General features: G+C 36.1%; 11 protein-coding genes. All 11 read right to left on the reverse strand.

The window, feature by feature from the left end:
- Positions 1–8: 8 nt before the first annotated feature.
- Positions 9–1337, reverse strand: coding sequence for a group II intron reverse transcriptase/maturase (gene ltrA, locus BN3107_RS02775; RefSeq protein WP_058306119.1), 1329 nt, complete (start codon positions 1335–1337; stop codon positions 9–11).
- Between the two features lie 856 nt (positions 1338–2193).
- A complete protein-coding gene (locus BN3107_RS02780; RefSeq protein ID WP_058306120.1) occupies positions 2194–3804 on the reverse strand; it encodes an IS1182 family transposase in 1611 nt (536 codons plus the stop codon).
- Positions 3805–3917: 113 nt separating this feature from the next.
- Positions 3918–4934, reverse strand: coding sequence for a glycosyltransferase family 2 protein (locus tag BN3107_RS02785; protein WP_058306121.1), 1017 nt, complete (start codon positions 4932–4934; stop codon positions 3918–3920).
- Between the two features lie 13 nt (positions 4935–4947).
- On the reverse strand, positions 4948–5580 hold the full coding sequence (locus BN3107_RS02790; protein ID WP_058306122.1) for a hypothetical protein: 633 nt from the start codon (positions 5578–5580) through the stop codon (positions 4948–4950).
- Between the two features lie 20 nt (positions 5581–5600).
- Positions 5601–8033, reverse strand: coding sequence for a glycoside hydrolase family 3 C-terminal domain-containing protein (locus BN3107_RS02795; RefSeq protein ID WP_058306123.1), 2433 nt, complete (start codon positions 8031–8033; stop codon positions 5601–5603).
- Positions 8034–8798: 765 nt separating this feature from the next.
- Entirely contained in the window at positions 8799–10109 is a 1311-nt protein-coding gene (locus tag BN3107_RS02800) for an ATP-binding protein (protein ID WP_058306124.1), read from the reverse strand.
- A complete protein-coding gene (locus BN3107_RS02805) occupies positions 10106–10816 on the reverse strand; it encodes a LytR/AlgR family response regulator transcription factor (protein ID WP_058306125.1) in 711 nt (236 codons plus the stop codon). The genes BN3107_RS02800 and BN3107_RS02805 overlap by 4 nt, the downstream gene beginning before the upstream one ends.
- Before the next feature lie 358 nt (positions 10817–11174).
- Positions 11175–13901, reverse strand: a complete 2727-nt coding sequence (locus BN3107_RS02810) for a glycoside hydrolase family 3 C-terminal domain-containing protein (RefSeq protein ID WP_058306126.1) — start codon at positions 13899–13901, stop codon at positions 11175–11177.
- Between the two features lie 686 nt (positions 13902–14587).
- Complete coding sequence (locus BN3107_RS19940) at positions 14588–14884, reverse strand: transposase (RefSeq protein ID WP_058306127.1); 297 nt, start codon at positions 14882–14884, stop codon at positions 14588–14590.
- Positions 14871–15110: a hypothetical protein gene (locus BN3107_RS19945; protein WP_058306128.1), complete on the reverse strand. Its 240-nt coding sequence runs from the start codon at positions 15108–15110 to the stop codon at positions 14871–14873. Before BN3107_RS19945 ends, BN3107_RS19940 begins: the two co-directional genes overlap by 14 nt.
- A gap of 15 nt (positions 15111–15125) precedes the next feature.
- On the reverse strand, positions 15126–15299 hold the full coding sequence (locus BN3107_RS20315; RefSeq protein WP_187370985.1) for a transposase zinc-binding domain-containing protein: 174 nt from the start codon (positions 15297–15299) through the stop codon (positions 15126–15128).
- Positions 15300–15375 lie beyond the last annotated feature (76 nt).

The following is a 15375-nucleotide window of genomic DNA, read 5'->3' on the forward strand; positions in this document are numbered from 1 at the left end:
ATCACCTTTCACAGAATATACGATATATGCCGTCTCAAGTCATATATGTTCGTTTTCGTTCTCGGATTTGGTAATGGATATTTCACCAAAAATAATTCAAACTTCTCCCAACTGAAGGATTTTCGTTGACTCCTTCGATTCATCCATTTAAATAGTAAATTTTTTATACAACGCAGAAAATAGTGGACTTCGTGAGCATTATCCGTGATACAATAATAATTATGGTAGCCCACTAGCGATTGTTGGATTCGGCGCATGATGTCTTGAATATCCCTCGTTCGATTTGCTTTTAACCAAGCTTTATGTTGTTTAATCTTGGCCCGGACTTTCTTCTTACTACTTTTCCGTTTTACACGGTAATTACCTTTCTTGCTTTTACTACAATAGTGCGTAAAGCCAAGAAAATCGAACGTAGATGGTTTCTTCTTTCCGTCACGCTTTGCATCTTTCCAGGCATAAGGACCAAACGAGATAATCTTCGTTTTATTCTCTGCAATTTCTAGATGAAACTTACGTAACCTTTGAATCAGATTCGTGTAGAATCGGTTGGCATCTTCTTTGTATTGGAAACAACACACAAAGTCATCCGCATAGCGAACCATGTAGGCTTGACCCTTACATTGTTTCTTTACTGCTTTCTCAAACCATAGATCCAACACATAATGAAGATAGATATTCGCTAGAACCGGAGAAATGATACCCCCTTGCGGGGTTCCCCGGTCTGTATCGATAAATTTCCCCTCTTCCATATAACCACCTTTTAGAAATCGAGCGATCATACGAAGTAAGTTGGGGTCATTGATACGATGGCGAAGAAACTTCATCATCCAATCATGACTCACATGATCAAAGAATCCTTTGATATCCGCATCTACTATATAATTGGTTTTCCGTTGTTCCATGTATACATTTAAAATCTTTAATGCATCATGGCAGTTTCTATTCGGACGAAAACCGAAGGAACAATCGAGAAAATCATTTTCATAAATGGCATTCAAAATCTTCGTAATACCCATTTGAACGATCTTATCTTCATGTTCGGGGATACCTAGTGGCCGTTTCTTGTTGGAACCCGGCTTGTCAATGTAAGAACGCTTGACCGGAATCGGTCGATAAGCCTTTCTCTTCATTCGTTTCACTAGGCCTTTGATGTTTTGGTCTAAATTCGCTTCGTACATTTCTTTGGTAGTGCCATTCACACCGGTTGCTTTACCTTTCGGTAATTGGTAATGGCACTGTTTCAAGTTACTTTCATTTAGTAAATGTACGAGAGAATTAAAGACAAGGTTCTTATCCGATTTTGCTAATTCTGTTATCCTATTAAGTTTCGTTTCCATAATACGTTCCACCTCTGGGTATGGATTATGTTTCTCTATCAAGGGTGATGACAGGTAACGGCCTTTCCTCCATCGGCATTACCCAACTTCATCAGTACTACGCCGTTATCCGACTTCCTTTAGGCATTTGACAGCCCTCACTTTATTATCGCTTGTTCGTCATTACTTTCTTTATCCGAAAGACCTAAAGGACCTCCCGAGTTACCGCAACATATCAATGTGTAACGTGCCAGGGTCTTCGACTCCGGAGAAGATAGCATTCTCTCGCCTTTAACGAGAATCCTATTGTTGCCTTCTATGCCTCAGAACACATCGACCTTCTCAGCTTTGGTTTTATTTCAGAGCTCTATCCCTCAGCCACTAGGGCTTTCCGGCCCGTTACCTAACTGTCTACGCTTAAAGGCAATGTGTTACCACTTGCCCTCCAAGACTCGCTACAAGTGAATGGCTAGTTCTTACTTGGCGGGAATCCCACCCGCTATATGTTACGACCTATGCTCGGCCGCACCTGAGGAGAAAAACCCGCGGAAAGGGAAGCCGACAAGTCGGAGCGATGGCAAAGCACATATAATATCTCATAATACACTACAACAGTGTCGCATTGTCCTGCTTATATGCGCTTAGTTGAAATTTATGTTCAAGGAATATGAACATGCTTTTGATACGAAAAAGGACAGGTAGATAGCAGAAGGGGCTGTCGCAAAATGCAGAGTATGCATTAGACGACAGCTCTTTTTTCCATTGGATTGTGTATTTAAGGTCGATCCTTTTTATTTCGGTTGGGTTGTTTGGTAATAATAGGATAATAGAACGGTTTTTGACACACTTAAATAAGCCTCCACTTTTTCAAAAATTTTTAAGCTGTCTTTAATGGATGGTAATAGAGACGGATACGGTTCGATTGAATTTTTGTATGTATTTTATTGAGATTATAACCAAATGCCAGAATCATTAACTCATTTCGCACATTGTTTATTCCTCTTGAATGAAACTTTTTCAAATGATAATCTTCCTTTATGACACCAAAAGTTCCTTCTACTTGTATGGAACGATTCATGCGATAGAGCGTGCCTGTTTCTGTTTGAATATTTTCTTGCGCTGTTTCTCGGAACGCAAGAAATTGCTTTGCTACGTGTAGTTGTCGATTACCTTTCGCTTTTGTACATTTCTCCTTAAGTGGACAACCTGTGCAGTCTTCACATTCGTAGACGGTTACCAAAGATTGGTAGCCTGTCTGCGAGGTTCGTGTATAGTTTCGAATCGCATGTAACTGCTTGTCATTTGCGCACGTGTACGTATCGGTGCTTTTGTCGTAAGCCATATTTTCTCGGTGTTTGATTTCCTTTTGGAACGAAGCTTTTTTCTTTCGTTCATGATTTTGTGGCTTGATATAGGCCGTCTGCTCCTGCTTCTCTAAATACACATAATTTTCTTCGCTTTCGTATCCGGAATCCGCGACGATATGGCGATAGGTGAAAGGGAGATGTTCCTTTAGATAGCGAAGTAGCGGAATCAATGTCGTCGTGTCGTTACGATCTGAAAAAGCATCGATCCCCACGATGAATTCTGCATCCACGGCAGCTTGGACATTGTAAGCTGGTTTGAGTTGTCCGTTTCTCATATGATCGTCTTTCATTCGCATAAACGTGGCATCATGGTCTGTTTTGGAATAACTGTTCCGTTTTTCTCCCATAATCTGCTGGGAAACGTCATATTGCTTTTTGCGTTGAAGCATGTCCTTTACTTGTTCATGGTATCGTTGAAGGACGGTTTTTCTTTTCCCTTTACCATAAACAAACACGATTTGTTCTTCTTCCTGTCGTTCTTCTAGGAAGGCAAGAACCTTTTTTAAATCCTTATGAAATGTCTCATAAGAAGTGTGGAACATTTTACAGTAAGTTGTATTGATCTGTTCTAGGAGTGTTTGCCATTTCACGTACATGTTCGTTTCATATTTGGTGATGGCCTTTTTCCATACAAAGGAATACCGATTAGCATAGGCTTCGATTTTGGTACCATCAATATAGACGGTTTCTCCGGTAATCACTTCTTGTTGGTAGAGCCACTCGATTTGTTGGAAAAAGAGCTTTGCCATCACGTCATCTGTTAGGTATTTTTTCTTGAATCGACTGATGGTCGCATGGTCAGGAGCGGGATACCCTTGGAGAAGCCAATGAAAATGAATGTCCCGACGACACGCCTTTTCAATGGCGCGTGAAGACGTGATTTTTTGGGAAGCCGCGTACGTAATGATCTTAAATAAAATGACTGGATCGACTACCGGTTTTCTCCCTTTTGGAGAGTATGCCTGTAGTAATTCTCTGTAATCCATCCTTTCACATAAGAGGCAATGGAGTCGGACCGAATCATCTAATGGAATCATTACTTCCAGATCCATCGGCAGATATAGTTGATAATTTGTCGATGGTTGCGTATACTGAGTTTGTGTTATTAGTTTATTGGTCATAAGTTAATAATACACGAAAGCAGGCCCTTTGTGGTCTGCTTTTTTTGTCTTCACAAAAAAACTGTTGCACAATCTAAATTCTTGATTGTGCAACAGCCCCTTCTTATTTATTTCTAGTTAAAACCTACTAGACGTTGTGAAATTTTGTAGGCACCTACCGAAATTTTACGCCCTGCACGGCCAGGCAGATTAATTAATCTCCCCATTATTCCATATTTTAAATTCCTATATAACAATAGATCATTCCGTTTTATATATCGCATTAACTCTTTTTTCTTTGCCAAATTCTCCGCAGTTCCTGATCGAATTAACAATATCGCAGAAACTACTGTAACTATTTCTAAATGTCGTAATAGATAGTTCCGTAAATTGTCATTGTAAATAGTCATTTGTTGCGCCTTTTCGATCATTAACTTATTCACCTTTATCTGCTGATCAATTCTTTCTATCATAATATGTTCTTGTACGGATTGGTCATCTCTACCAATATAGTATCTGTATAAGTCAACATTGACATAATAGATAGTTTTAACAAATTCTAAAGGAGTAAATACGTATAAGTTATCAACGTAAAATGTGTGTTTTGGTAAATTCAATCCACAACTTTGCAATAATGTTGTACGGTAAATGACAGAATGCATTAGAATATATTGTCCTTTGCGGAAGGGTTGCATATCATCCCAAGTAAAAATTTCCTCTTCAGGCAGCGCATTATCATATTTCATAATTTTTTTATATTTAGAACCTTCTTTTTCGTAAACAAAGTTATTGACTACCATATCTACTAATTCTTGATGATTTAATAGATTACGTAATTCAGCTAACAGTTTCATATAGGCACGAATATCTACCCAATCGTCACTGTCTACTACTTTGAAATATAGACCTGAAGCATTCCTAATTCCTGTATTAACAGCTTCTCCGTGCCCACCATTTTCCTGATGAATAGCCTTGATGATATTAGGGTATCGCTCTGCATAATGATCTGCAATGGCAGCTGTACCATCACTTGAACCATCATTGACAATAATAATTTCGACTTCATCATTGCCAGGTAACAGTGATTCAATACAATATTTCATATATGCTTGTGAATTATAGCACGGTATTACAACTGATAATAATTTCATAATTCCACTACCTTTACTCCGCTTGTTTTTCTGGTTCTTGTTTAAAAATGATTTTAAAAATAGGGAAGAATACCCAAAAAGATATCGCACTATTTATAATCATTGTAATCACATCTGCTGTCGTTTCACCTAAAGATCCCATCCCCCACGTATTCATTAGTAAATCATATATCGGAGCTTTATAGAAACCTTGAGCAGCAGCAGCACCAATTGTAATAATAACATAGGCTACTAAATACCAAAATGCTGCGTTCCAAATATTACTGTTTGATTTAAAGGTAATACTTCTTTGGGCAAAGAAGTTAATTATCTGAGCAACTGCAATTGCTATCTGTACAGCTAAGAAATAGGCAAGTCCGCCGCCACCTCCTGCAGATAAAGCACCAGCAGCATAATCAAACACATAATAAGAACTACCATCAAAGTTCTCGCCAAACTGCATAATCTGAAAATTAGTAGATACTAAAGAGGTTTGTGCAAAAATGCTCTTCAGAATTGGCATTAATGCAAGTTGTAATACTGTTACACCATTACTTAATAGAAAAAACACTAAGAATTGGGCTATATTAGGATGGTTTTCCTTATATCTCGCCCAAAAACCGAGTGGTCCTGACGCTAATTTATTTTCGTTTGCATTATTACTCATTTTATCTCTCCTTTGTCGCATTAGCTGTTTCCAACTACTTGTTGTTGCGACTTTAGCATCTTTCTTCGTTCTCGCAAGAAATGTCTTAATCCTTTAAAGAAATGGCCATTCACCATTTTTAATATTCCATCTAACATTGGCATATTCACTACTCCACCTGTCATTCTAGCAATTCCTCTAAATGGCATATGATAGACTGACATCATAATGAGGTTCGCTGTTTCACGTTTACCAATTTTACGTAAAAACCAATGAGAAAACGTAATAAGTCGAAAAGCCAATCGAGCAACCATTCCCTTTGCATATTGACACTGAGCAATCGTGTCATTGTATCCTAAAGGTTTGGAACGATCCCACGATGATTCAGGTACTTTTCTACCAAGTAATGTTTCAAATTCTGATTGTTTTACATCAGCAACTTTTCCATGATAATAGGAGGGTAGTTCTGCCTTATGGTAAGGTTGTGGTGCATCTGTCCCTTTAATTAACTTAGTATCTTTTAATTTAATGTCAGCACTGGATGTACCGATTAAGATATCATAGGATGCACTCTCAATTTCCCATTTATTTGATTGAACATTAAAATAACGAAATGTTTTATCATCAAAAGGGATCGTTACTTGTCTTGCTTCGCCTGGTTGAAGAAAAACTTTGGTAAATCCCTTTAATTCTTTCTCCGGTCGGAATATCTGATCGGATTGACTATGAATATACAACTGAGCAATTTCCGCACCAGCATAATCACCTACATTTTTTATCGTAAATGCAACTTGATTGTCTGTTACATCAATATCACTATATTCAAACTCGGTATAACTTAAGCCGTATCCAAAAGGAAAGCGCACATCTACCTTGGCAGAATCATAATATCGATAACCGATAAACAAGCCTTCTCTGTACTCTACACTTACTTCTTTTCCCGGAAAATGTTGATAGGCTGGAGTATCTTTATAGGTTAAAGGATATGTTTCCGCCAGCTTTCCAGATGGATTGACCTGTCCAGTCACGACATTCATGATTGCACGCGCACCAGCTTGCCCGCTTAAATAACCATGAACTAACCCTTTTACCTTGTCGATCCAAGGCATTTCAATCGCTGAACCACAAGACAATATCGTTACAATATTCGGGTTAACTTGATGAAGTTCATGTAATAATTCCACTTGATTTTCAGGAAGTCTCATGTTACTTCGATCAAGACCTTCTGCTTCTGTCGCTTCGTCTAAACCAATATATAATAATACAACATCAGCGTTTTCCGCTAGTTGACAAGCATTGTTCATCATTTTCTTATTACGTTTTCCATAGCGTTCAAAACCTTGTTCATAACCGATGTGTGTTATAGGCAATTCTTCAATAATATCTAACGTATTGTCTAATTTAGTAGGATTAACAATCGATGAGCCAGCACCCTGATAACGTGGATTCTTGGCAAAGTCACCGATTGTTGCTATTTTTGTATCTTTTGATAAAGGAAGAATGTTGTCTTCATTTTTCAATAAAACAATCGATTCTTCTGCCGCCTTCTGTGCTTGTTGATGATGTTTTTCAATATCAAAAGATGTCTTCACTTCTCCCTCAAAGACTTTCTCTGTGGTAAAATGAAGATCTAATAATCGGTCCACACATACGTTTAAAGCATCTTCACTAATGATTCCATCGTAAATCGCTTTGACAATTTCCTTATCTGTTTCTCCTGCTGTTGTTGGCATTTCCAACTCATTACCTGCTATAAGACCTGCTACACGATCATTGCTGCCTCCCCAATCCGTAACAACAACACCATCAAAGCCCCACTCATCGCGCAATATTTCTTGCATCAAGTGAATATTTTCATTTGTATATTCACCATTTAGTCGATTGTAAGAAGACATAACCGTCTTTGATTGTCCTTCTTTGACAGCAATCTCAAAAGCAGTCAGGTAAATTTCACGCAATGTTCGCTCATCGACCACTGTATCAATTGTCATTCGTCTTTCTTCTTGATTATTTACGGCAAAGTGCTTTACACAGGCAGAAATACCATGTGATTGAATTCCTTGAATATAACTTGCAGCAATTTTTCCAGCATGGTAAGGATCTTCACTAAAATACTCAAAATTCCGACCACAAAGTGGATCTCTTTTCATATTAATACCAGGGCCTAATAATACGTTCACTTTTTGTGCTACTGCTTCTGCGCCTATGAAACTACCAATCTCTTTGCCTAGTTCTGTATTCCAACTATTTGCCACTGTTGCAGCTGTAGGAAAACATGTTGCCGGGATACTTTCATTTAATCCTAAATGGTCCGCAGCCTCTGCTTGCTTACGAATACCATGAGGACCATCTGCCAAAAACATATTATTAATTCCTAAACGATCAATATTTTCTGTTTGCCAAAAGTCTTTACCAGACATTAAAGATGCCTTTTCTTCAAGGGTCATCTTATCAATTATCTCAGTGTATTTCATTTTTTTGATACCTCTTTTTCTAGAATTTAGTTGTTACTTTTGCATCTAAATTATATTAATTATCTTTAGATTATTAAGAATGAAAGGTAAGTTAGTCCACATAATGTAAAACAAACCATGAAAACCTTTTTATTTTCTCGATAACTATGTATATCCCAAAAATTCAGTTGTTTCTCCAATATATTTTTCGAGCAAGACTTTCACCTTTATCAGAGATTTTTCATTATCTAAGAACGCTTACAATATGTCTTTATGCTACCTTTCCTACAATCTAAAAGAATTGTCGCACCTTACCATGAACAAAGAAATTTTAGCATATTTTAAATACAAAAAACGACTAGCTTCATAAACAGTCAAGTTTATCCCACGAATTGTTCATGAAATTTACTAACAGTTTTTACTATTTGGAATTTTTTCATATAGTTGCTTCTCCGCTAAATGTTGTACTTTAATGTAGATCAAAAAATAGGAATTAGATACTACCTTATGATTCTCGAACTTCAGGGTTTATACACTCGACATAAATATCAGAACTATTAATTGCATTCAAACTCTTTCACGAAGTTTTAAAACTTCTTCCGCCTTCTGCTTTGCCAATTACAAATTAACTACCAAGTGGCTTTATTTGGATTAGACTTTCACCAAATAGCAATTATGAACTTACCATAAACAAAACCCAAAAAAACTTGAACCTTAGTCCAAGTTTTGTGATAGTATTTTTTTATCAGAAATGAAATACTTATAAATAATTTAATTATAAAAGAGCTAATCCAAAAGTGGCATAAGAATTCTCATTTCAAACCAACTCCCTTTCTTCTCTATATTCACTACCCCATCATATTTTTGCAATGTATAACGAATACTTTTTAATCCAAAACCATGTAGATGTGACTCTTTCTTTGTTGTTTGAGGTAAACCTTCAATTAAATGCAGTTCATCTTCAAAATAATTTTCAAACCTTATCATCAAAAAACCTTTTTGTTTAAACAACGCTACATGTATTAACCTTTTTTCTTCGTCCTCTATTTGCCGTTCATATTCAATTGCATTATCCAAAGCGTTTCCAAAAATTGTGCATATATCCATTATATCCATATTATTTAACAATGTGCCATCAACTACATAGGTTAGTGTTATATTATTCTTTATACAATATAAATTTTTGCTTGCAAAAAGTGTGTCTAGCACATGATTCCCTGTTTTGTTCTGTGCTTCATAAAACTTAATTTCATTCTCCATTTTCGCTAAATGTTCACTTCTCTCTTCTTGATTTTCTAGTGCTTTAAGAGCTATTATTTGGTTTTTTAGATCATGATATTTATAATTTATAATTGCAATACTCTCTTTCGATTGTTGATACTGTTCATACTGTTTTCTTAGAATACTTTGCACAGCTTGTAATTCATGCCGAACTCTTAAATCGTTGATTTGTATATGGTAAGCATATAATATTGCAAATCCACCTAGATCTACAAAGGTTCGTATATTAAGAATGTCTTGTGCATATTGCCCACTAAATGGTGTACGAGAAGTAACAAAACTCAAATTACTTATGGAAAAAACAGCCACTCCTATCGCCAATGTAGAAAAAAACTCACGGTATCTAATATTTAACTTTCCTTCTTTCGGCATAAGTCTCCTTTCAAAGATCCAAATAAACCCAAAAGAGAAAACATATACTATGATAAATAGAAAGGTGGATGCCATAAACGTATTTTCTAGCTCACCTTGCCATAAAAAATAATGAATTTGCCATTCAAATGATGCAACTAATTCAGCTGCAACAAATGCCCGAACACTAAAATAACCAGCTTCAATTAGTGTAATATCGCAACTGAGGTAAATAAAAAGAAACATCAATGCGATAGCTACAATCATGGATGGAATCCAAAATTCAATAGGTAAATCCTTTGTAGCTATTAAAAATATAGCTTGTGCAAATAAAACCAAAACAGCAAACCCAATAAGTTTCCAGCCATGTAACTTCTTTTTTATTAGTGAAACATAAACAATACAAGCAATCCATTCGGCTATTGCCGTATATAATCGTGGAATATCTGGCAATACATCTGTCACTGTATCACTTCTCCCCAATATTTCGTTAAGGCTTCCATAAAGGGTTTCTTTTTATTGCGACTGACTAACAGTTTCTCCCCTCTAACAACTGCGCAATTATTGCTCATACCTTCTACATGTTCCAAATTGATCAAATAACCTTTATGTGCACGAAAAAAATGGTAGCTTCCTAATTCTTTCTCTAACTCCTTCATTGTTCCAGCTGTGACAAATTCTTCTTTCTGTGTTTTAAACAATAAATTATGCCCCTGACTCTCCACATAATAAATGTCTGAGACCTCTAAACGCTTCACGCCACCTTTGATATTAATCGTTAGATAATGAGTTTTTTTTCGGTTTATTCTATCTACAGCTCTACTTAATCGTTCTGAAAATTGAAAATAAGAAATAGGTTTTAAAATATAGTCCAAAGCATTCACTTCATACCCTTTAATCGCATATTGTGTAGAATTCGTAATAAAAATAATAATTACTTCTGCATCTAAATAACGTATTTCCTCAGCTGCAGACATGCCATCCATAAAATTCATTTGAATATCCATTAAAATAACGTCATAATTAGACTGATAATTTTTAACGATCTCATCACCATCAGAATATGTCTCTATGGTAAGTATTTCTTCTTTTTCTTCTTCAAACCTTCTCAGATATTCGGTTAATTGTTGCTGATACTTCACATCATCTTCCACTATTGCGATACGTATCATAGTATCTCTCCTTTCATTTTATTCTTTATGTTTTCCTACTTTTTTCAAAAAAATATTTTTACATGGTATACATTTTTTACTGATTACAACTGTCTATCCTATCTGTTTGAAAAATATAAAAACAATTTTATAATTCAAATTTACTATTAGGTTATATTTCATAGAAATTATAACATAGATTATTTCTTCCTTATGAAAAAACAGAGCAGTTCTCAGCCTAAGATATAGACTTTAAACTACTCTGTTTACAGTAATATAACTGTATTGAATACGTAATTCGAGTGAAATTTTTCATTTGCTCTAGCGTTTTAATATTCTTCCAACTTCTCCGGATGATTGACACTTTAACAATATGGTATTACTGCTGCATTTTCCAAGTACGTGATACAGCATAGAGTACATTTTTATTTGCTCGTTGTAAGCTTTTAACCGTTCCTACTTCTGTACTAGAATCCTTTGCAGCTTCCATGAAGATCTCACTTTGATTCTTACCACCTTGCCATTCAGCCATCACATCAAGAGTTACATCCCCTCCTGCATGGATCATTTGCATAACGTTCATATGTGGATATATGTTAGCATCTGTGATAACGATACCTTTAAAGCCCCATTCGTTTCTAAGCACGTCCGTCAACAAGCTTTCATTTCCTCCTGCCCATTCCAATCCAATGTAATTGAACGAACTCATCATACCTAAGCTACCGCCTTCTTTAACAGCAATCTCAAAAGGTTTTAGGTAAATTTCTCTAATTGCTTGTTCATTGGACCAAGTAAAGAGTGTTGAACGAACACCTGCTTCACGCTCATTTAAAGCAAAGTGTTTTATATAAGTGATAACACCTTTTTCTTTAGCACCTTTAACTACTTGTGCAGCAATTTTTCCAGATAACACGCCATCTTCGCTATAATACTCAAAGTTTCTACCATTGTATGGTGTTCTGTGAATATTCATCGCTGGTGCAAACCAACCACTATAGCCAAATGCTTGTGCTTCATTACCAACACTTGTACCCATTAAATACCCTGCATCCGGATTCCAAGTTGCTGCAACAATATTTGGTGATGGATATGTGACACCGACTCCTTCTGTACCCATGATCGGACCTGAGTATACATTAGATGCAATAGCCATCGTACCATCAGGTTGTAAAGTCTTCGGTACACCTAATCGTTCAATTTCTAATAGTTGGTAAGCACCTGTTCCACTGACTTGTGTCAATTCTTCAAGTGTTAATTGTGAAACAAATTCCTCCCATTTTGGGTCATCGTAAGGAACATCAACCATGTCGGAGAGCATGATAGTTTCTTCAAGCTCCTGTCCATAAGCTGGCATATCTTCATCCGTATATCCTAAGGACTTATCTGTAGGTACTTCATAGGACATAGCATCGAGAATTTCCTCTGTTGCAACATAGTCAGACTCTTGAGGGCCTGTAAATGCTCGGCTGGATTCATCCCATTCTCTTGTTAGATAATCATCGATATGGTGAGCATCTTCAAATTGATTTGCGGCAACTTGTGCATCTGATGGCCTCTTACCATCATTTTCCTCATTATATATAACATTATCTTCTAAATTATACGTTTCAGAATCCACCATCGTATGCGAGTCATTCATTAACATAATTTCATAATTACCCTGTTCTAAGACATACGCTTCATGTTCTTGATAGTCATAAGAAGCCATATCTTCTAATTGAAAAGAAAGTGAATAAGTCTCAGTATCGCCAGGTTGAATTTCGTTCGTCTTGTTAAAAGCAACTAGGTTCACTGAAGACTTCTCTATTGCACCCGTGTAAGGAGGATTATAATAAAGTTGAATAACATCCTTACCAGGTACATCTCCGGTATTTCTTACTGAAACACGTACAGTTACTTCCTCACCCTCAACAGCCATGTCTATTATTTCTTTCTCAAAGTTGGTATAGCTAAGACCATGTCCAAAAGGATACATTACCTCTTCATCATAATTGTAATTTTCGTCGGTCGCATGACGGGTTTCATAATATTTATAACCTACATAAATCCCTTCATGATTTTGTACGAAATACCCCTTTTCCTCTGGTGCATTAGTATAATGGAAATCATCACCAGTCCAGTTACCTTCCTCGTCAATACCCTTATAATTATTCGCTGCTGGCATACTTAAAATATCTTTTGGCCATGTGTCTACTAAACGACCTGAAGGATTAACAGAACCATTCAAAATTCTAGCTAGAGATTTTGTTCCACTTTCACCTGGATATCCAATCCATAGAACACTTTTAATAGATGGATACTCCTTTAAAAAGTCTAACTCCATTACATTTGCTGAATTTACAACTAAAATAACATTTTCAAAGTTCGAACTAACAGTATCAACTAAAGCTTTTTCATCGTCTGACAGTTGAAGGTCTTTTGCACTCAAATCAACCATTTCCCCGCCTCCACGGCCAATCACAATCAAAGCCGTTTCAGAATAATCTTTTGCATGCTCAATAATTGTTCTTCCGTCTTCATATAAAGAAGTATCTTCATATGCATCTGCTTGAACTTCAGGGAGTTTAATATTATTTTCTGTTCCTAATATCTCAGAATCACTTTTATTTGCAGGTGCTTCCGTTTCATCAATCGAAATATCACCATTTGCTATAAAGTTATATTGTAAATATAATAAATCTTCATTCAACTCGAAATTACCTTCCTCTCGAAGTGCATCTTCAAGCTTCATTGCAGATGTTACGTCTGTTGCAGTGGAACCACCTGAATTATACAAGGTTTGAACCGCTCTCATACCAAACACATTAATCTTGGCTTTTTCTTCTTCAGAAGTAGAAATTGGCAGAAAATCATCTTTATTCTGCATTAGTACAAAGCCTTCATCGGTAATCTTTTCGACTGTCTCTTTCGCACTGGAAAATGCTAATTGTTGTTCTTCTGTATCCGGTTTAAATTTTTCTAGCAACCAATACCCAGAAGATGTAATAACAAAACCATAAATTAAAACTCCACCTATTATAACAAATAGTGTACTAAAACTTGCGATAAGAATGTTTCTCTTTTTCCTACTCATTTTACTTTTTGATTGCTTCTCTTTCTTTTCCATACTTTACCCCTCTTTCTTCCATAAATTCCAGATTACTTTTTACATTTATCTTCTCAAACTAAAATATATATTTAAGGTTTAAGACCCACTCATTTTGATAACGGATTCATTAATAATCCAAGCTCACCTTCCCTTAAATATAATTTAATTTAAAAAAATATTATCACATATTATCCCTTATTTTTTACTTCTCTCATAAACGGTAGATTTTATTTCATAAACTGCATATTTGATAATTTTCTTACATATCTTTAAATTAGAAAATGTTAAGGATTTAACTATACCTTCTCCAAGTTGTAAACAATCTCTGCCTTTTTGTTTCTTTTTCTGGTTTTTCGGTATGCGTGAGATAACGTATCACCCTATCTAAATAGTTTCTCGCTCCCTGATTAAAGGCTACTTTTATATCCAACTGCCCATTTATCTAGGCAAACTTCTCCCATATAGTCATAATAGTTATCGCAATGAGGACAAATCATAGGGTCTTTTCCTCCACTTGCGATCACTCGCTCTCTCCACGTTTGACGGTGCAAAGTCTTTTTCACTTTCACGAGGATGCACTCCACTTTCTCTTGCCACTTCCCTAACAGCTTTCTGCAGATCGATTTACTTCTTCGAGAATAAATATCATAATGACGAATCACTTTAAATTGTTCATCGAGAATATGTCTAATCAAACATTTAATTTATGCTTCTACCATCATCGTTTTCGTTTCTTTTTCTCCTGTTTTCTTATCCACATACGTAAACGTCACAAAATCACCATCATAGGCCACAATTCGATTCAGACTAATCGCTGGTCGTCGCATATAATACCCTATATAGAGTAATGGTTCGGTTACATTCCCTCTATTTTTTTTGGTGCATACACATAAAAACCTTCTCCATTTGCGGTATACGCCTTCTGTAATCGGCCTTGCACCCTCTTTTTCTCTTTCGGAGACAAATATGCACGAATCATTTTCAATACTACTGTTTGCCATTGCTTACGCAACCTGGTATACGGAATATAATCATAAACGTAGAACCAAACGTATGGTGGTCCGCAATAATATCTGGTGTTACCTTTACCTTTTCTTCAAAAAATTCTTGAATCAAACGCACGCCTTCATCCATTAGTGGTTTTAACAATTCTCGTCGCAACAGATATATATATCGTAAATCTTCATCAAACGTGAGAATCACATGTCGATGGTTCACTTGATACACATCTTCGCTTTCTCCCTAAGCACATGTGTTACAGAAGCGTTCTTTACATCGATAGGGAACGTGTTTCGTCTCATGGCAACCTTCACAAACAAAGAGTTTAAATCCTTTTTTCATATCCCCGCAATCTCTCAACGTTCTCCAATGTTGGCGATGATTAAATAGAATTTCTTTTAGTATATTAGCCTCCATGTTACTACCTTATCATAGTTCAAAATCCTATGGTACCGCGGATTAAATACTTTTTCACATACAAAAAAAACCGTTC

It is taken from the genome of Gracilibacillus massiliensis (assembly GCF_001458115.1).
In the GTDB taxonomy this organism is placed as follows: domain Bacteria; phylum Bacillota; class Bacilli; order Bacillales; family Amphibacillaceae; genus Gracilibacillus; species Gracilibacillus massiliensis.